This is a genomic window from Bartonella gabonensis (genome assembly GCF_903679515.1).
In the GTDB taxonomy this organism is placed as follows: Bacteria; Pseudomonadota; Alphaproteobacteria; order Rhizobiales; family Rhizobiaceae; genus Bartonella; species Bartonella gabonensis.
The window spans coordinates 24,564-45,867 of the sequence record NZ_CAHOYM010000014.1 but is presented as its reverse complement, the minus strand read 5'-3'; the positions used below and the strand labels follow the sequence as shown (position 1 = coordinate 45,867).

6 protein-coding genes, 1 tRNA gene and 5 pseudogenes are annotated in these 21,304 nt (G+C 37.1%); 4 read left to right on the top strand and 8 right to left on the bottom strand.

Features of this window, described 5'->3' with window-relative positions; translation table 11 throughout:
• The 6 genes and pseudogenes from HWX04_RS04240 to HWX04_RS04220 form a co-directional block, all read right to left on the bottom strand.
• Window positions 1-1,241, bottom strand: a pseudogene (locus HWX04_RS04240) (hypothetical protein); the annotation flags it as partial.
• Between the two features lie 808 nt (window positions 1,242-2,049).
• Window positions 2,050-2,510 (bottom strand): annotated as a pseudogene (locus HWX04_RS04235) (YadA-like family protein); the annotation flags it as partial.
• Entirely contained in the window at window positions 2,498-2,626 is a 129-nt protein-coding gene (locus HWX04_RS08815) for a hypothetical protein (RefSeq protein ID WP_281356835.1), read from the bottom strand. The gene HWX04_RS08815 and the pseudogene HWX04_RS04235, both read right to left, overlap by 13 nt.
• 146 nt (window positions 2,627-2,772) lie before the next feature.
• A pseudogene (locus HWX04_RS04230) lies at window positions 2,773-5,689 on the bottom strand (Vomp family autotransporter); the annotation flags it as partial.
• Window positions 5,690-6,750: 1,061 nt separating this feature from the next.
• Window positions 6,751-11,694 (bottom strand): Vomp family autotransporter, encoded by a 4,944-nt coding sequence (locus tag HWX04_RS04225; protein WP_175868966.1) that lies wholly within the window; start codon window positions 11,692-11,694, stop codon window positions 6,751-6,753.
• Between the two features lie 860 nt (window positions 11,695-12,554).
• Window positions 12,555-13,097 carry a helix-turn-helix domain-containing protein gene (locus HWX04_RS04220; RefSeq protein WP_175868965.1) on the bottom strand — a complete coding sequence of 181 codons (543 nt, stop codon included), beginning with the start codon at window positions 13,095-13,097 and terminating at the stop codon, window positions 12,555-12,557.
• Window positions 13,098-14,048: 951 nt separating this feature from the next.
• On the opposite strand from HWX04_RS04220, the gene HWX04_RS04215 reads away from it, so the two are divergent.
• A complete protein-coding gene (locus tag HWX04_RS04215) occupies window positions 14,049-14,318 on the top strand; it encodes a hypothetical protein (protein WP_175868964.1) in 270 nt (89 codons plus the stop codon).
• A 304-nt stretch (window positions 14,319-14,622) separates the two neighbouring features.
• Here the strand turns inward: HWX04_RS04215 and HWX04_RS08870 are convergent.
• A pseudogene (locus HWX04_RS08870) lies at window positions 14,623-15,756 on the bottom strand (MFS transporter).
• A 568-nt stretch (window positions 15,757-16,324) separates the two neighbouring features.
• Between HWX04_RS08870 and HWX04_RS04205 the strand changes: the two are divergent.
• From HWX04_RS04205 to HWX04_RS04195, 3 genes and pseudogenes are all read left to right on the top strand, one after another.
• Window positions 16,325-17,101, top strand: a pseudogene (locus HWX04_RS04205) (class I SAM-dependent methyltransferase).
• A gap of 759 nt (window positions 17,102-17,860) precedes the next feature.
• Window positions 17,861-18,826 (top strand): MFS transporter, encoded by a 966-nt coding sequence (locus tag HWX04_RS04200; RefSeq protein WP_246257407.1) that lies wholly within the window; start codon window positions 17,861-17,863, stop codon window positions 18,824-18,826.
• Window positions 18,823-20,028 carry an ATP-grasp domain-containing protein gene (locus HWX04_RS04195; RefSeq protein WP_175868963.1) on the top strand — a complete coding sequence of 402 codons (1,206 nt, stop codon included), beginning with the start codon at window positions 18,823-18,825 and terminating at the stop codon, window positions 20,026-20,028. The genes HWX04_RS04200 and HWX04_RS04195 overlap by 4 nt, the downstream gene beginning before the upstream one ends.
• A gap of 174 nt (window positions 20,029-20,202) precedes the next feature.
• Here the strand turns inward: HWX04_RS04195 and HWX04_RS04190 are convergent.
• Window positions 20,203-20,292: transfer RNA gene (locus HWX04_RS04190), tRNA-Ser, on the bottom strand.
• Between the last annotated feature and the right edge of the window lie 1,012 nt (window positions 20,293-21,304).

The following is a 21,304-nucleotide window of genomic DNA, read 5'->3' as shown; positions in this document are numbered from 1 at the left end:
TTGTCTACATAGGTTTGTAATGACTTTAACTGCGCAATATTTACAGCATCAGTATCTGCACTACCCGCTGCAACTCCACCAATTTGCCGTGTTTTCTCCTTAGAGACATCACCAACACTGACTGCACCGTAAGTACTTGTCCATGCAAAAGTATCATCTGTTGCTGCTTTATGTAAAAGAGGGTCATAGCCTTTAACACCAGCCGCAACGTTAGCTATAGAATCAGCACCTAAAGCAATAGCGTGATCTGCATTTGCCTCTGAAGCCACACCAATAGAAATGCTGCCATCCTCTTTTGCCGTTGCTTTATATCCCATAGAAATAGAATATTGTCCCAATGCGTTTGAACCCGCACCAAAAGCAGCTGCATATTCTTTCCCAGCAGTTGCAAAATCTCCCACAACGGTTGTAAAATTAGCCTCTGCTTTTGTAATGCTTTCACCATCATTATATTTGTTACCTATTGCGATACTATTTGCCCCCAAAGCTTGCGCTCCATGGCCTATAGCTATGCTATCTACTCTTGTCGCCTGTGCCTTATGGCCAATAGCAACACTTTCCTGTCCTGCTGCATTTGCCAGCCCACCTAAAGCAACAGAAGAATCTCCCGTTGCTTCTGATCCTACACCTATAGCAATGCTTACCTTTCCAGCTGCAAGCGCCGCAACACCAAAGGCTTGTGACCCTCCCGTAAGGGCCGTTGCATTTGCACCAAATGCTGTTGAATAACTCCCCTGGGCAGAAGATCCGCAACCGGTGGCAAAAGAATAAACACCAAAAGCCTCAGGCAATATATTCGTATCACCACCAGTCACAGATCCCATATAACCGATATTCCCACTGGTTTGCCCATCCTCAGTCCAAACTTGTTTATTATTACTCTTACTATAAGGAGAAAAATTTCTAAACTTTACTTCTTCGAGAAATCTCCGATATTCTTCTTCTGCAGTTATTTTTTTTCCCTTACGTTTCTCAACTCCTCCCCGACCAATAACATTATCCGCACCGCAAAAATCATCATCACCAGACAAAACAATACTGCCATGACTACCTTTAGAATAAGCTACTGCTGGAGAATTCTGACTGATAACCTTTGCTGCTGTTATCGCCAGATTCGAAGCAAATACATGTGAAATATTTGGTAAAAATATAGCAGCCGTACTCAATAAAAAAACTTTAACAAAAGAAAAACGAGAGACTTTAAAATTACTCGCTTTTTGTATGGCATACAATTTTTTCATAACAAACTTTCCCTCCAATGTGAAAATCTGAAAACACATTCCAAAACATAAAAAAGACATATTTTTCTGCTAGTTTTTCTCTTAGGTGAGATTTGTGACCTGAGAGAAGTTATTCGAATAAAAGTCTTTTTCTGTGTTGTGTTTGTCCTTTCTGTAATGACGTCTAAATTGTGTGAGTTAGTGATATGCTTATAGGGACATAAAAAGACACATTTAGAGTCTAATAAGTATTTGTTAAGTTTAAAAGGATTTCTACGGTTTTGGTATTAAAAGCATTTTACTTACTAGATGTTTGGTCTTAATAAAAGCTTCCAGAAAGGGTTATATTCCGTGTGGTTTTGTTTCATATTTTTATGAAGCAGTGCTATCTTTTAGTTAATTAAATGAAAAGCTAATATTAAAAAATATCATTTTTTTAGAGATATGAGTTCTCTAGAGTTAATTTGTTATCTTTTTTGACGTGATGCAACAATGTAAATATGTTGTTAGTCTTTTTAATTTCTATACGTTACTTATTTATCTCCCTTTTAAATTTTTTTCAATCAAAATGAGTCTTATTGAATCATTATCGCCTATCCAGTATAATAGCAAGCAAAAATACAACTTTTAGCAAAATGGATTCTAACTGTGTCTTTTTTTTCAACAAATGAAGATTAAAATGTTTTTATAATACTTAGAGCTCGTAGTAGTATAATTAAAGTTTATAATTACTTATAGCTCAATAATATTGTTTGGATCTATAGAGCCGTCGCCYTTCTTAAAAAAGAAGAGCGAAGGATGTTTTTGATAAAAGAAGTGCTTTCTATCTTTAATTTAATGTGATCCTAAATCCAGCACCTACGCCCCAATGACCTCCAGCACTTGTGATAGATAAATTAGAACGCATCTTTCCGCTTTCAGACATATAACCAGCACCAACAGCAAAGGCAGACTGGCTACGCCATATCCCTGTACCAAATGAGAAGCTCAATTTTCCAGGTGTATCATCATAACTTAAATTTGACACTGCTAAACCAATGGCAGCTGCCTKTCTGGCTTCCTTGCGAACATCCGCAATGKCATAACTTAACGTCTCAAACTTCATATCTGTATAGGACTTCGACTCTTCAATACCTTTGTTCACTATACTATCAAMATGCTCATCCGTATATTTCTTCGATTCATCAAGAACTAATTTCATCTGCTGCTCCGTATAATCATGCAATTGACCGCCTGTAACAGCTTCTTTCAAGCCTTCTGATATTTTCCACCATCTGCTACATGCTTAATTTTACTGTCTTGTCCTTTATGATGCGTGTCATAAGCTTTTTTGTATCCCTCCAATTTAAACCACTCGAGAAAATACTCTGTTCAATATCATGGATACGATTATTGATATTTGTCATGCTTTCTTTAACACCTTCAAATTCAGATAATGCATTTTGTTTTATTATTCATCTGCTTGTGATGTTTTTCATTAAGATAAACTTTCGCCCCTGTTTTAGTTTAAGACAAGGGCGAAATGATTTTGCTCAATGTATTTTGTTGATTATCAATTCAATGTCATATTGAATCCCGCACCTATACCCCTGTGACCACCAGAATTGGTGACAGATATATTAGACAAAAGGGATCCGCTCTCAGATGAATAACCAGCACCAAAGGCAAATGCAGATTGGTTACGCCATAAGCCGGTACCAAATCCAACACTTAATTTTCCAGGTGTTTCATTATAGCGTAAGTTCGCCACTGCTAAACCAATAGCCGCTGCTTGTCTTGCTTCTTTTCGCACACCCTCAATGCTGTAATTTAAAGCCTCAAACTTCATATCCGTATAAGATTTCGCTTCCTTAATAACATCACCCATCGTGTTATTTAGAATGCTATCGAAACGCTCATCCGTATATTTTTTCGCCTTATCAAGAACTAGATCCATCTGCTGGTTTGTCTTCCAAAGTTGATCACCATTAACAGCTTCTTTCGAACCTTCTTCTACCTTACCATCCGCTACATTGTCTAACACTACTGGATCACTTGCACTCACACCAGCTAATGTAACTTTATTGATCTTTTCACCCTTTTCAGTTTTATCATATTTAACTGCATCATTCATAACCGTATTTTCAATATTTTTTACCTGTTTATCAATATCGTTGACATGGTTTTCAATCTCTTCAATTTTCTGGTTCATCTTCCAAAGTTGACTACCATTAACGGCGTCTTTCGAACCTTTTGAAACATCTCCATCAGCTACATGCGTAATCTTACTGTCCGTTCCATTGTGACGAGTGTCATAAGCTTTTTCTGTCTCGTTCCAATTTAAACCACTCGATGAAACAGTCTGTTCAACATCATGAATACGATTGTTGATATTTGTCATGCTGTCGTTAACACCTTCAAATGCTGATGCAACATTCTGATATTTTTTCCTCTGCTGTGCCATCTTTCTTAACTGTCTTAAGCGTAAAGGTTGGAGCAGTCCATATGCCATCCTTATAGCCTGCATTACCACCAAAATAACTAGCAAGCTGGTTGCTCATGAGATAAAGCTGGTTACCCGTAATCGCATCGATTGAACCTTCAGAAATGTCACCATCCAAAAGATGCGCAATCTTGCTATTGGTTTTTGCGCCATCATTTTCATGTTGAGCACTAAAAGCTTTATCAGTTTCGCTCCACAATAAGGAATCGCCTTTTACCGTGGTAATCGTATTATTAACCTCTTTGGTAATCTCATTTTTAAGGTTCGTGAAAGAACTACCAACTCCTCTCAAAGCATCAGATACATTATGATAAGTCTCACTTTTTTCCTTACCTTCAGCGTCAACTGTATTAACTTTAAAGGTAGGAGCGGTCCATGCGCCATCTTTATATTCAGCACCACCGCCTAAGTAAGAAGCAACTTTATTATTTGTCTCAAAAAGCTGTGAACCAATAACGGCTTCATTTGAATCTTCAGAGAGCGTACCAGCTTTTATGCCTGTAAGAGTACACTTATCATTTTTATTGTTAGCAATATCGATTTTATCACCACCTGTATCCTTACCAATGGTGATGTGTTGCGTCTCAGCGTCTTGTTTTACGAAGCTAGTGGCGGCTACTTGTTCTTTGACATCTTTTTCAATTTTTTGCAGTTGTCCAAAATTCACCGCATCGGTCACATCAGTACCAGCTGCAACTCCTGTCATCTTTTTACCGCTAGCATTAATACCCTCAGTCGTTATTTGAGGACCATTTGCGATTTTCAAGCCTTTTGTATCTAAAATATTCTCACCTACTGTTACACTATCCAGCGTAATGTTTTTTGCGAGATCAAATTTTACCTTATTATCGCCTTCGCCTTTGGTAATTTGGAGATTTTCACTGCCAGCAGAAAGATCTACCGTATCCTCTATCCCTACAACTTTAGCATTTTTACCATCAACAGATAGTTTCCAGCCTTTGTCTACATAGGTTTGTAATGACTTTAGCTGTGCAATATTAACGGCATCGGTCTCTTCAGTACCTTCTGCGACTCCACCAATTTGTCGTGTTTTCCCCTTAGAGACATCACTAACACCAACGGCGCCGTAAGTACTTTTCCATGCAAAAGTGTCATCTGTCTCTGCTTTAAGAGGATTATAGCCTTGAACACCAGCTGCAACGTTAGCTATAGAATCAGCACCTAAAGCAATAGCGTGATCTGCTTTTGCTTCCGAATAAAATCCTATAGAAACAGCGTCCTTTTCTGATGCATATGCACGATGACCAACAGCAGTTGCCCCCTCTGCCAATGCCTTAGAAACTGCACCCAAAGCTGTTGAATAGTCACCACTAACAGTGGTATAATCATTTTCCCCGTGTCCTTTTTCATTATATTCAGAACCAAATGCGGTATTGCTTTTCCCCAAGGCATGCGCCATGCGGCCTATAGCTATGCTATCTTCTCTTGTGGCTTCTGCCTGATCACCCATAGTTATGGCGAATTTTCCTGCTGCTTTTGTATTCGCACCAATAGCAATCGCTTGCAATGCTTCCTTCGTTGCATATGCATTGTACCCCATAGCAATTGCCTGATTCGCATAACTATGCGCTTGAGTACCGAAAGCTATTGCAAACTTAGCACCTGCAACTGTTTTAGTTTTTTCATCTTCAGAAAAGACTACAGTAGAACCTATCGCAATACTATTCTTACCCCCAGTAGATAAAGCAGTGAAACCAATAGCCATCCCCTGTTCAACTTTAGCCTCTACTACTAGCCCTACAGCGATACTATCATGAAGCTTTGCATGCGAATTAAAACCCAACTCAAGAGGGTGACCAGCGTCATATTTTTTAGAATTTATAGCTCTTGAAATCACTCTTTTCTCAGAAAGCATATCGTTTAAAAAATTTTTATCATCCACAGAAGCATTTACTTTTGGTGTCAGTACCGTATTCAACACTGTTAAATAGTCTTGTGATACATTAATAGTCCCTAAATAACCGCTAGAGTCATCATAAACAGAGATAACACTTTGTGGAAACACCCAAACAGTAGCATCCTTTATGTTTATAGAAACTTCCTCTTTTGTTTTGGAAAAAACAGGAGAAACACTCGATAAAATTGCTACTATTGAAGTCAATGATAAGACTTTAATAAAAGGAAAACGAGAAAATTTTGAATCATTTCCCGCTAATTTTGTATATAATTTTTTCATAAAAAAATCCCCCAATGAAAAAAATTAACTATAAACACAAAAAAGACACATTTAAACGCTAGAGTTTTTTTGAGTTTAGTTTTTTGCATATTCAAGATATGATTGAAAAAGTAAAGAAACTACGTGCTTAGATGTTACAATGAATGCGTTTTGCTCTTTGTTATCTTTCATAAGATAAGTAAGGTTACTTTTTCGTATATTGGTTAAAATTTGTTTAATTTTTACACTCATTAATTATTTTTTTCAAGAAGAATACTGTTTTCTTATTTTTGGTTTCCTTATTTCGTTTAAAAAGCAAGTGTTGGAATGATGGAAAAGAAGGGGCTCTTTCTATTTTTGCGGAGTGCTAAAGCAAGATGTATTTTGCGTAAAATGAGTGAATTTATAAGATGGGGAATTGTCTTGAAAATGCCTTAAGATGGGGGGTGATCGATTTTATCTTGATAAAAGCCTCCGGTCACAAAAGGTAACCAATAATGAAATAAGTTACTACAAGCCGACTTAATGTATCATTTTTGTCACTACCTTCAGTAAAATTAAAAATATATTTTTCCTCAGAAGAGAATAGCTGGTAAATTAATTTTGTTGAGAATAAAGAGGAATTCATTTTTCCTGCTTATGGAGTTGTGGAATTTAAAAGTAGAAAATAATCAACACGTAATTTGTAAAAAATTGCATTTTTAAAAGTTCATTTGCTTTACTGAGGTCTTACAAGTTTTTTCTATTTTTTAGACCTATCTTTACCTATCGATTTATAGCTTATAGCGTATTTTCTACAGACGTAAAAAAATCCACCCCTGTCTCATAAGACAAGGGTGAATAAAATTTTTCGTGTGTTTGGTTTATTATTATCAGTTCAGGGTCATATTAAATCCTGCACCTACACCCCAATGACCGCCGGAAGTGGTGACAGATACATTAGACCGAATATCTCCCTTCTCTGATGTATAACCTGCACCAAAAGCAAAGGCTGATTGACTGCGCCATAAACCAGCACCAAATCCAACGCTTAATTTTCCAGGAGTATCATTGTAGCGTAAGTTAGATACTGCTAAACCAATAGCTGCTGCTTGTCTTGCCTCTTTGCGCACACCTTCAATGGTGTAATTTAAAGCATCAAACTTCATATCGGTATATTGTTTGGACTTATCAACAGCTTCGTCAATCGCATCAATCCTAATATTATGGATCTTTTGATCTGTATACTGCTTGGATTCATCGAGAACAATTTTCATCTGTTCTTTGGTGTAGTCATGGAGTTGACTACCATTGATAGCTTCTTTTGATCCTTTCTCAATTTTACCATCAGCGACATTATCAATCGTAACAGGTTCACTAGGATCGCCACCTTTCAAAGTGATTTTATTGGTTTTTTCACCGTCTTCATCTCTGTCATAGCGAACAGCATCCTCCGCAATATCGTTGACTTTATTATTAAGATTATAAACTTTTTTACTAACATCGGTCACTATATTACCAATATCATTCACGGTATTGGAAATGCCATCAACCTTATTTGAGATTTTGTTAACATCTTCTTCAACCTTTGTAACACGTTCATTGGTTTTCCAAAGTTGTCCACCATTAACCGCATCTTTGGAACCTTCAGCAATCTCACCATCAGCTACATTGATAATTTTATTCGGCTCACCATTACGCTTAGCGTCATAGGCTCCTTCATCCTTATTCCACTTTAAAGCATCTGAATCGACCTTGTTGATGACATTCTTAATACTGTTGTTCATATTTGTCATATTTTTATTGACCTCATCAAAAGCATCAGCAACATTATTGCGCTTTATCTCAGCAGTCGTACCATCAACATTGATTTGAACAATCTTGAACGTAGGATCTGTCCATTTGTCATTTTCATATTTAGCACCACCACCGAAATAAGAAGCAAGCTTGTTGCTCATGAGAAAAAGCTGGTTACCTGTAATAGCATCAGTTGAACCTTTAGCAATTTCACCATCCAAAAGATATTTCAATTTGCTATTGGTTTTCTTGCCATCTTTTTCATGACGCGCAACAAATGCTTCTTCATTCTCATCCCACAGTAAAGCATCTTTAGAGATACCCTTTATGCTTTTATCAAGTTGAGCTTTATTAACAGCTTCATCGTCATTTTCTGCTTCCTTCACGCCAGAAATCTTGCGTGCTACCTTTTCATATCCTGCAATATTGATTTCAGTGCCAGCTTTATCCTTACCAATAGTGATAAGTTGCTGTCCTTCGTCCCATTTAACAAGACTATTTTCTTTTAAATCAGAAATCTTATCATTAATCTTATGGATAGAAACATTCACACCAGTGAAAGCGCTTGTAACATCATTATATTCTGTTCCATCAATAAGGAAGGCTGGTTTGATACCGTTCAGTACATCTGTACTGCCACCAAAATAATTTGATATATTTTGTGTAATATTGAAAAGCTGTGAACCATTTATGGCATCTGTTGAATCTTCTGAAATATTACCATCCGCAAGGAACTTAATCTTGCTCTCTGTCTTCTCTCCATTTGTTTTATGAAGCGCAACAAATGCACCTTCCGTTTCACTCCACAGTAAAGCATCTTGAGATAATTTATCAAATTTACCATCAAACTTCTGGTCTACATATTCTATATGTTTATTCACATTTCTGACACTTACATCAAGCTCTGTCAAAGCCGATCCAACATTAGTATGTTCCTTCTTTTCTACTGTACCATCTGTAGAAACTTTAGATACAATGTACGTTGGTCCTGAGAACTTGCCATTTTCAAATGCTGCATTCCCACCAAAAAAATTTGCAATATCTTTGGATATCTTATTAATCTGGCTGCCATTAATGACATCACGAGAATTTTGGGAAATTGTGCCCTCTTTTACACCTGTAATCTTTTCATTACCAGCATCAATACCATTTACAGTTATTTTAGGACCACCATCAACAAATCCAAAGCCACTATCATCCATAATGCTGTTGCCTGTCGTGACACTCGTCAATTCAAGTTTATCATTCAAAGTAAATGTGACTTTATTTTCATTACTTTTTTCAATTGTGATATTTTTGTGACCACCATCACCTTCAGCAGTAACAAAATCTACTGTACTACCAGCTTTAACATCTGTAGGATTTTTCCCATCAACAGAAAGTTGCCAGCTGCCCCCGTTCTGTTCTACATATTTTTGCAGCTGCCCAAAATTCACTGCATCGGTATCTTCTACCCCTGCCGCTACTCCTTTGATCGTTTTATCTCCAGCATGAATGCCTGTAACAGTTATGCTAGGCCCCTCACCATTTTCAAATCTAAAGCCAGCAGCATCCATAATGCTTTCTCCTGCTGTGACAGTCATTACATTAATATTATCAGCTAAATCAAATTCGACAAAGTCACTATTACTATCTCTTGTAATCCTGATATTTTCTTTACCTTCTTTATTAGCTGGCAGCAAATGCACTATACTATCTGGACCTATTTTCCTAGGAACTCCATTATCAACAGCAAGCATCCAGCTTGTTTGAGCTGCATCTCTTACAGCTTTTAGCTGTTTATAATTTACAGCATCGGTATCGCTAGTTGCATCTGCAACGTTTATGATTTTTTTATTACCAGCATCAATACCTTCCACTGTCATACTTGGAGTATTCTCACCATTCACATAAAAGCCCTTAACAGTCATGCTTGAACTGTTTTTACCACTATCCACAAAAAAACCATCACCACTCATATGGCTTTGTCCTGTAGTGACTTCAGTCAATTTAAGCTTATCATTCAAAGTAAATTCAATGTTATGCTCACTATCTGCAGCGTTTTTTGCAATCTTTAAGTTGTCTTTTCCTACTTCGTTTTCACTTTTCACTGAAAAATCTACGGTATTTCCTGCATTAACTACTGTATCATTGTTACCATCAACAGAAAGCTTCCAGCTGCCCCCGTTCTTTTTTACATAGTTTTTCATCTGGCTATAATTTACTGCGTCATAATCTTCAGTTGCATCTGCCACATTTGCAATGCCTTTATCTCCAGCATCAATACCATGAAAAGTCATTTTTGGACCATTCTTAAAAATAAAGCCTTCATTACTCATTCTGCTATTGCCTGTCGTGACACTTGTTACTTTAATATTCTCAGCCAAATCAAATGTGACATTATTATTACTTTTTGTAATCTTGATATTTTGTGTATTATCGGTGCCTTTAGCAGCAATAAGATCTACTGTACTACCAGCTTTAACATCTGTAGCATTGCTACCATTGACAGAAAGGCTCCAACCTTGTTCTGCAATTTTTTTTACATTATTTAACTGCTTAAAAGTCACTGCCTCATCATCTTCAGTTGCATCTGCCACTCCGGTAATGACTTGATTGCCAGCATAAATACCACCCTGAGTCATGCGCGGACCATTTTCTCCATCAAAAATAAAGCCATCATCACTCATTTTGCTCATGCCTGTCGTGACACTCGTTAACTTAAGATTATCATTTAAAGTAAATTCAATTTTATGTTTATTGTCTTCATTGCTTTTTTCAATCTTTAAGTTATCTTTTCCTTCATCTTGTCCATTTTTCACTGAAAAATCTACGGTATTGCCTGGCTCCACGTTTGTAGGATTTGCATCATTAGCAGAAAGTTTCCAAACGCCTGTAGCCAAATCTCTCACAGCTCTTAACTGCGCTACATTCACAGCATCAGTATCTTGACTTCCTGCTGCAACGCCTGTAATTTGCCGTGTTATTGTAGCATTACCACTCTTATCAACTTCACCAACGCTAACAGCCCCTGCAGTGCTTATCCATGCTTTACTAGAATCTTCTGACCAACCGTTTATTAGAGGATCATACCCCTTGGTTTTACTTTCTCTATTAGATAGAGAACCACCGCCTATTGCAACACCATCCTGAACAGTTACCTGTGCATTTGCACCAATCGCGATGGAATCTTCCATTTCAGCATATGTATGCGACCCTATAGCAATGGAATTTCTAGCCTTTGCTGTTGCTTTTCTTTGCGGATCCACTCCTTCTGTTCTTTCAGACTTGACGCCCCCTATTGCAATAGAACCTGACTCTAAAGCTTCAGCTCGTGCTCCTATAGCAATCGCATATTCCTTTTCTGCTTTTGCCTCTCCTCCTAAAGCAACAGTATCTTTACCAGAGGCTGTTGCAAGACCACCAAAAGCAATAGAAGATTCACCCGATGCTTCTGATCCTATGCCTATAGCAACCGTTGCTTTACCACTTGCAAGCGCGGAAACACCAAAAGCTTGTGAACCACCAGTCTTCGCAGTTGCGCCAGCACCAAATGCCGTTGAATAATTCCCCGTTGCAGAAGAACCACAACCCGTCGCAAAAGAATAAACACCAAAAGCTTCAGGCATAGCACTTTGAATCCCCTGAGTGGCTGTTCCCATATAACTAGCACTGTTGGTCAATACCCCATCACTAACCCAAGTAACCTTTTCAGTGGTCGTGCCATAAGGCTGACGACCACCGGATTCTTTCTCACCAACAAATCTTTCATATTGTTGCTCTGCAGTTATTCGTTGACTATCGCTAACGCTTTGCTGTTGCTTGCCACCACGTCCAACAACATTATCTGCACCACAGTAATTATCATCACCAGCTAAAACAACACTGCCATGACTACCATATGTATACGGAACAGTAGCACCACTGTCACTAAAATTAGCCGCTCCTGTAAAAGCAAAATTAGCAGCGAAAACAGGGGAAACACTGGATAAAAGTGTGGCCATTGCCGCACTGAGCGAGACAGCTTTAATTAAATTTGGTGTGGAATATTTTTTTCTCATAAGAACCTCCTCCAACAGAGCTCAACATCATTACAACGCGCAAAAACACCCATGACAAAGCCCTCGAGTTTGCGCACCCCAAAAAAACAATAAATTAAGATAAACTTACCCCTCCGATACCGATATTTATCGAGCATCAGCCTAAAATCTTTGCAACAACATCGAATCTAGAAAAGTCCCCAACCCTTTTAGCTAGAGGGATTCAAGCTAAAAATAAATAAAAACACAAGACTTTGAAAATATACTGTTATCTCCATTCAAAAACACTGCAATTTATCTCTTAACAAAAATAGTTTCACTAAAAAGCAATTCTACTTTTCAAATAAAGCGCTGCATCAAAATGGCAAGAGTGTAAAAAATAATTTTTTATAAATTTGCAAAAATACTTCTTAATAAAATAGCTGTTCTTATAAACATAAATTTATGATTTTTTTAACTTATAGTATAATGTAATAAATTATGATCATCATAACCTCACTCTTTGCTGCAAGGTAATCTACCTAAAAATATAGTGCAGCTTTAAAAGAGATCTTTCTTAATATGATGAGGCACGTTTTATGAAAAGTTTCAATGTGCTCATATCTCATCTTCATAAAAAGATAAAAGGTGCTATATATAAATGAACCTTTGTTCTTCTCTCTATATATGTCTGTTACTCTTCTATAGGAACCCAATATAGTCTCGGCGCCATAATGGGATTAAAGCTATATTGCCTTTTATGAACCATTTTATCTGTATCAGAGCAATATCTTGATTTATAATGATAATTTCTTTGTATAGTGAATAAAAGCCTCGAAGATCGTGAGATTTCCCCATTTCAAACCTACTCATATAGTAGAAAATCAAAAAAGTTCTTCTTTTTAAAAGGGCTGTTCGTTCGTCTCTTGTGAGGTTGCTCGATGCGCTTGCTCAACTTCGATTTTACGCTTTAAATGTAATTTTAAAAGTGGCAGGGTGGCTTCGACTTCTTCTATATCGTTGAGATTCTGAATAAGCTCTTGCAATTTTCCATAAAGCTCTGCTGCTAATTCCGCTACATCTTCAGGAGAAAGTGTTATGTTTGCATCATGGTAGGTTGTATAAGCTAAATGTCCAAGCTTTTTCATCAGCCCAACAGGAATCGTTTGCGGTTTTAAACCAGCTGCTTTCGCTTTTGCCATATCCGAAAACATCTCGCCATTACCCGTCACAAGCCAATCTAATGAAACACCACAAATTTCTTGATATTTGCAAAGCGCAGAGGCTGTAGGTTCACTGATCCCCGTTTCATAAGTTCCTATAGAGCCAGCAGTAATACCAAGATGTTCAGCAAACTGCTTACGCTCTGTGAAACCAAGAGCGTGACGCACGTCACGAAAACGTTTTGCTAACTCAGTTTTAGGTTTTGCTTCCGGACGAGCCAAAAAATTACTCCAAAACCAATATAATTGTTGGCTAAATAATTATATTGGTTTATATCTATCCTTACTGCTCCTTAAAAAAGCAGTTATCACATACATAACCCCACAAAAATGGATGTTGCAGCATCCGTTTAAGCAGGAGCGAAATTTATGACAATCACACAAAGAGAACAACCGCCATAGTATTTTGCCAAGATCCCCACTTTCATACCCCCCTAGGCAAAACGCGCGGAATTTTACCAAATATCAACCTCCAGTGTCAAAAACATTTGGGCCTATTCTCACGAAAAAAAGGCACCTGCCCTTGCCTATTATATACCTGTCGAGCAAAGTCCCATCAACCGCTCTCTCAAAAAGCACAATCATGTGTCTTAGAGCAGTAAAAGCTTAATACAGCTTTCTTCATTGCGTGCTGTATAATATACCATTGAAACCTTATTACAAAAATATGCATATGCAAATGCACTTCCTATATTTTTTATAAGATAAAAAGTTTATCAATCTCTAAAAATCAATATAAAAGTAGCAAAATAATTGCACTTCTACAAAAAATGAGATTATCATACATTCTTAAGAAACTGAACGTTTACAAACTGTGTCTGCTTATTGTAGATATTAATGACACTGATTTAGCTGTGATTGGCAATAGAGATTTCAGAGTGTTTTCTTTATCGTCAAAATATTCCTTCTCTACACAAATTAAAAGCCTTTTGGCAATGTATTTTAAATGCTATAAGTTCCATAGTAAACACATTGCCATCCATATTTACAATTGGGCACTTCAAAATCGTGGAGTGATAAAATTTTTAATAGACATTGATTTAAAAGCGCATATTTTGCAGAAAATTGATAAAACCATGAGGTCCGTATACATGGCAATTCTGAATAATGGTAGTGAAGTGATACTTAAACATACCAAAGCTGCACAAAAAACCACAACGTGGAGGAATTAGCATGACCTCTTTATGCGACAAAGAATTATCCGATACATTGGTAGGTCTTTATGACGACTATCAACGTGGTTTCGACATTGGAGAAGAGCTTAAATTGTGTGTGGATTTAGCTTTATCTCTTGAATTGGAACTCAGTATTCTCCGTTTAAGTGAAACAGATGCGCTTTTAAAAAAAGAGATTGTGCAAACCTTGCATCGTCGCAGAAATGCTCATTCCAATGAAGATGAAATTGATGCAATTTTTCGTATGGATTTTGAAAAACAAAAATAATGCAATACTCCCCCCGTATATAAGGTAAGAGAGCACTTTGATTTTCTGCTGTGCTTAAACCAAAAAAACTTTTAAGTTTTGCGTCTTTACCTTGTTATAAAAGCCAAATGCATTAAAGAAACGTATCATTCCTTTTTGGTTATCATCAAAAAATAAAGAGTATTTTATAACAATATAAATCTATGCTTGCTTCATTAAAAGCAGCAAAACTTTCACATTCCCTCCTTTAAAAGCAAAATATGAAATATGCCGCCTCGTAAATGTTTATAAAATAGCGTATAGTTTTACTAAACTTCAATGTAATTTATCGTTTTTCATATTTATAAAACAGTACGATAAATATTCCCACAAGCACAACAATGCTTTGAAGAAAATAGATCGATTGAGGTGATATGCTACTGCTATCGCTTGCCATAATGAGGATAAAACATCCAGACAGACCATTAAAACTTGCCTGCAATCTTCCTTGGCATTCAGGATCACAAGACAATTGTGATAAAGAAATTGAAAGAGCCCAACTCGAAAGTCCAAATCCAATTATAAAGTAAACAGGAAAAACAACAAAAGTATGTGTATTAACAGACAGAATGATAAGCCCAATAGCCATAAAAGCTAATAAAAGTGCCAATGTTTTTCTTATGGATAAAACTTTACAAAGCCCAGTTATCCGCGTTTAAGACCTCTTGTGTATAAGGAACCAGAATAACAGGAATTGTCATTAACAGCATCATAATAATCATTTGGCTTATATAAGGCATAAAAAGAACTGGATTCTGCTTAAAATAATGAAGAGCTGCTATATAATTTTCCCACCAGTTTTGCTCGCTTTGACTTTTAGACCTACGGGCTTTAGGTACTTTCATTGCAAAGTTAAACAAACCAGCAATAATAAAAAATATACTGCCTATCAGAAGTGTTCCTTTTGTTCCTGCATAGGCAAGTATAAATCCACTCAATCCTATACCCATGATAGTGCCAAGTTCATAGACCATATCAATAGTCGCATTTGCATTGACGAGCTGTTTTTTAGGAACAATACTTTGAATTAAAGGAATCGCTGATGGCATATAAAAAGAAATAAAAATACCCAAAAAAGCAGATAAGATCATCAAATCAATTGCTATACCAAAATGCCAAAGCATTACCCAACCCACAATTATAAAACCTCGCGCTAGGTTTGAAATGATAATCTGTCTTTACGATTATATCTATCTGCCAATATGCCAAAAATAGGTGCAAAAAGAATGCTAGGTGTCCAAAGAAAAAGCATCATTAACGCTACACCACGAATTGAATTCGTCTGATGGTAGGCAAGCCATGATAATGCAATATAATTGAGCCCATTTCCAAATGTAGCAAACAAACCGCTTAAGGTAAAATAAAGAAAAGTTCTATTCTCGAATAGAGTAGCGCGTTCTTTCAAATTCGCAACGAACATAAATCATTCCCTCATACACACTTCATTCAGCATGCAATATAATTATATTTTAAAATATATATTTAGCCCTTAGTTTTGTTCATTAAATCTAAGAAAACACTCTAGGTGTAATGTAGGGTAATCTTAAAATACTGAAGATTCATAAATATTTCTACCTTCATTGCGCGTTACACTAGCACCATAGACGTAAAAAATAGCGCTTAAATGAGTTATTTTAACTGTAACAACGACAAAGCGAATAGGAGATTTCATTTTTACGATAGAGTATTTGAGATTGGCGATCCCCGCAAGCAGGTTATAAATTTAATGCTCATAAAAGGCATTCAAGTGGTCATCGTATCAGAAGTGAGACAGATTTTTAAAGAAATGTATGGAATCTCGGAGTGATTTACGCAAAAAAATAGGCTTTTAAAATGCATCTTTTGAGGCAAAAAATTTAAATATCAACCCTATATAAGATGTCAAAGAGCATCCTTTCATTTAACTTTCTTTTAGAATTTATACTTGACATAATGGACAAAGGAGAGCTCCTTTATGTACAGCACAATTTGTGAAGGGACCACATCACATGCTACAAACCATTCAACCGCAAAGTAAAAAATTTGATGGATTAGCTGATGATTATGATCGCTATCGTCCACGCTATCCTCTCCCTTTATTTAAAACCATGCTGCTTCCCTTTAAAAACAAAAAGCATTTGTCTATCGTGGATGTAGGTGCTGGGACAGGCATTGCATTAGAGGGAATTGTTAAACTTCTAGGAAAGGAACACCAATATCATGCGATCGATGTATCAGCAGATATGATTAAACAGGGTCAAAGAAAATTTCCTTTTGTGCAGTGGTATCACGGTAAAGCTGAAAGTCTCTTGCCCCAAATCGGCAAGGTTGATCTTATTATTGCAGCGCAAGCGTTTCAGTGGATGGATCGCCCTTTGTTGCTTAGCACTATCTCAAGCCAACTTCGCGCTGGAGGTGCCATGGCGGTTATTCAAAACAATCGCGATTTTCAAAATAGTCAATTTCTAGCCGCTTATGAGACATTATTAGAGGAAATGAGCCCTCACTATTCGCGTTATTATCGTAATTTTGATTTTTTACAAGAAATGCGTGATGGTCTTCGAGTAAATCCAGAAAAGGTTTCTTTACATACACACAATTGGACGATGACAGTCCCATCCGAAGCTTTTGTAGGAATGAGCCGCTCTTCAACGCAAGCGCAACGTGCCATTGCCCACCATGGAGAAAAATATTTGCAGCAATTGGTTACACTGACAAAATAATATGAAGTGCAGGGAAATTTGGGACTTTTGTATCGAAGTGAACTCTACATTTATACAAAATAATCCTACATCTATGGTTTTCGCCATTATCTTTCAATTCATTATAACACTCCCAACAAATGAAGACAGCCTCCCCAAATGGTTGTATAAAATCCGCCTAAAACTGTACTCATACCCCTCAATCTAAGACCATAAATCATTTCTGCCTGATAATGAGGTTTTTGCCACCCTAAAATTTAAACTTATCGCAACAATGATCAAGAATAACCTCACCACCTTGAATTAAACAGGGTTAGCCTTGAGAATACAAAATATAGCTCCAAGCATAGTTGTGCTTATCATCTGGTAAAGTAATCCTTTATCCGCAAGTACACACTGCAAAATACTCGCCTGCCCCGTTACTCAAACCACTGAAAAAGACTATCATTACAGTAAATGTCAGCGTTCAAATTTTCTCGATCAAAAAACTTGACATGTCCAGTCATAAGTGTACTCATAATTCGTAAACATATATGCTGGTTTATAATACTGCGTATTTTAAAAGTGTCGATTTAGAGACGCAGAAATGGGGGGTAATGTGCGCAAACAGATGATGTTTCGCTTTTATGAGCTTGTTGTCCTGCTCTATCTTTCTGATATGGTTCTCTGCTTAAGTAACCTTTGGAATGCTTATCGCATAACATCCTCATCGATTTTCCTAGGTGTAACCATGGCTTTGAAACTCTTACACCCTATCTTTCGAAAAAAAGTGGCCTTGTACACATTAAAACCTCGCTGAGATTGAGAGATTTATACAAAAGACGCATCATCTATAGCCTTCTTTTGTTGATCGCTCTTTTTCATTATGTCGACTCCCCTTTTGGTTTTATTGCGGTCTCTATCTCTATTGGTTATCTCTCTCTGATTACCTTAAGTACGCTGGAGACTTATAATACTAAACTCGCGCTTAGTAGTTATATTAGCGCCCAAAAGGCTTCCCGCATTATGCAAACAGTGGTGCAGATTGGTGCCTTTTTGGGAGCAGCAGTAAGTGGCTATCTCTTAGAAGCCACCAACCCAAAAGGGGTAGCATCTGAAATCGGCTATAATGGTTTGATTGCCGTCATTTGCGTGTTTGATGTTATCGTAAGCCTTGTGGCCAGATATATTATCTTTCGTGATGAATATAGTTCCGAGTGCACCACGAATGTCTTGCCACCTATCATCGATAAAGAACCAATGCTTATACCGCAAGCAGATGGGCTTTCCCTAGAGCTTAAACTTTTATGCGTCTGCATAGGCCTTATTGGCTTTCACATTTGTGCCTATAATACACTGGTAACCATTCTTTTTCAGAGTGTGAAAAATTTTGGCTCTGAATATTATGGACTGTGCAGTGCGGTTGCGGGTGTAGGGGCTTTTTTGGCTGCTTTTATAAAAATCCCACGCTTTGAATTTATCTTCCCAGCCCTTATGTTGGGTTTAGCTGATCTTATTTTTAGTACCACACAATCGCCTTATTTGGCTGTGGTCTTTTGCTTTTTTATTGGCTTCTCGATGAAGCCCATGCGGATTAACGCCCGCAAACATATGATTGAAGCAACAAAAATAGAAACTCAAGCAGAGCTGGTGGGAAGCTATAGCGGCATGCTTTATACTCTCTCTCAATCGGCGGGTTATGTTATCCTTGGTTTTCTTACAAGCTCTACCCTTATGGGGCCTCAAGCAGCCATTTACCTTCTTCCCCTTATCGGGCTTATAATCTTTATTTATGTTCTTTTTCTTTCATCCCAGCGGACCAAAACATGAGCAAAACCATTCTTATTGTCGACCCTTTCTCCACGGCTGCCCTCTATCCCCCTGCTTTGCAAAAATTAAGCTATGCCTGTTACGGTGTTATCTCTCAACAAGCACCTTTTTCACACTATACGCTCTCTTATCAGGGTAAGGGCATGGCAGAAGCAAAACTTCATAGTGTCGATGAGATAAAACAGCGCTTTCCAGTCGGCACGATAAAAGCTGTGGTAGCAGGTGCCGAAGGAGGTATTTATTGCACAGAACAATTGGCCGCTTATTATGGTTGTCCTAGAAACAACCCCTTGACCACCGATTGGCGGCGGAAAAAAGCAGCAATGCAAAGGCGCCTTTGTGAAAAAGGTTTATCCTATATTCGATCAAAAATTCTTACAAAAGATGATTGTGCTCTTGATGATTTTGAAAGCTTCAGTAGCTATGTGGTAAAGCCAAACGATTCTGCTGGGAGCGATGGTGTTTTGTTTTTCTCTAGCCGTGAAGAAGTAGCAACGTGGGTCTCTGAAATTGATTGGACACAGAAAAATATTTTTGGCACACCTAACGAGGCTTATTTGCTTCAAGAAAGATTGGTGGGAGAGGAATACATCGTAGATGCCGTTGTAAAAGGAGGGATTATAAAGATATGCGCTTTATCGCGATATAAAAAGGGTATTCATAATGGAAGTGCCTTTGTTTATGAATCACTTGATGTGCTTGATGCTCAAGATCCCCTTTATGCCGCTCTTATCTCTTATGCAAAACAGTGTATTTGCGCGATGGGGATTGAATATGGACCCGCGCATATGGAAATCATGCAAACCGCTCTCGGTCCAGTGATGATCGAAGTAGGAGCCCGCCTCCACGGAGGAATTGCACCCACTTTGTTTGCGCATTGTTATGAAAATGATTTACTTGAAAGCTCCGTTAACCTTATTGCGGGGATGTTTTCGCAAACACAAAGTCGTTTTAAGAAAAAAGGGCGTATTCTCTTTCTTATCAACAAGATCAACGGTCATATCATAAAAGATGTTAGCCTGTGGCAACAAAAACTTCATTCTTGGGAAAATGTGGTTCATTCTATGCTCTTTTTTAAAGAAAATGAGCCTCTACCCTTAACCATCGATTTAAATACCTGCCCAGCCATTATAGCAATTTGGGGACAGAGTGATGATGAATTATCGGCTTTGGAAAGGATAATTCGTAGCAATCTCTTATAGAAAAAATATCAATTGAAAATAATAAAAAAGCCTAAAAATGTCGTATTTATAAGACTATGCCATCAAGATAATGGAGTTCATTTAAGGGTACAAGATAAATAAAAAAATAAGTAAAAATAATCAATGAAACAAAAATTCCCTAATTTTTATATAACCCATTGATTTTACGATAAATGGCGGAGAGAGAGGGATTCGAACCCTCGATATGGTTTCCCATATACACGCGTTCCAGGCGTGCGCCTTCAACCACTCGGCCACCTCTCCAGAAGTCTCGCACTATACCCAGAAAGAAATAACGTGCAAGCCTAAATTATACATTCAAAATTCAAAAAACAAATTTATTTATTAAAATAAAAGCTGATATCTATTGAATAACAAGCACATCCTTTCTTTTTAAGACAAAACTTTTTCCGTGGATAGTTATGTACAATACAAGAATGGGTATAAAAAGCTTATCAGCAATCATAAGCTTACTTACGCACCTTCTGCTTTATGAAAAAACATTGCTTTTAAAATTGACATACGGTCTATGCTTTCTTCACAACGAAAGAATTAAACATCTCTTGCCTACCAACTTTGATTGCCCCAATAATAAATAGAATAATAACGATATAAATTTCTTATATTTCTAACATTAAAATTGTTTCATCTAGATATGAATTTCATTTCAACAAAAATCATTTTCAACCTTCTTTTCTCCCCCCAAGAATGAGGATTCTTAACCACAACAAATCTGATTTAAAATTGCTCTCTCTTAAAATGTGATCTATCTGCTCATCACGTTTATGTTTCACTTTATAGGCAAAGTTTGAATTTATAATGATAAATTATTTTTACATCATTATACCCTCAAATAGCGTAAAGTTTTTTCTTCATTCACCTCTTTCATATTGAATGAATTAAAATCACTTGCTTGTACACCATAATAAGCGGGATGGTGGTATGTAGAAAAAAACATCTAAGAGAGGATAAATGCCTCTTGTGAATTTTCTCAAATAAAACAAGCTGTTACAATATGGGAGCTAGAAAATAGAGTGATGGTGCAAATTTGCTCCTTCATAAGCGTAAAGAGAGGAGCTTGATGGGCTTACCATTATACCATTCACCGACACCCACCTGAAATAGGCTTGGGTGTACGAATGTTTTTTTAACAAAACCATGAATGAGCAATCCAATGGCGTTTCATTTTACATAAAGGATGTGCCCCCATTAAAGACGTGAAAACAAAAGTGTGAGGCAATGCGTAATCTCCATTATTTTAAAAGATATTGCTTTG

Coding starts and splice junctions, on each gene's coding strand:
- HWX04_RS08815 (WP_281356835.1), bottom strand. CDS start 2,626: ATGACAAATATCAATAATCGTATCCATGATATTGAACAGAGTATTTTC.
- HWX04_RS04225 (WP_175868966.1), bottom strand. CDS start 11,694: ATGAGAAAAAAATATTCCACACCAAATTTAATTAAAGCTGTCTCGCTC.
- HWX04_RS04215 (WP_175868964.1), top strand. CDS start 14,049: ATGACCTCTTTATGCGACAAAGAATTATCCGATACATTGGTAGGTCTT.
- HWX04_RS04195 (WP_175868963.1), top strand. CDS start 18,823: ATGAGCAAAACCATTCTTATTGTCGACCCTTTCTCCACGGCTGCCCTC.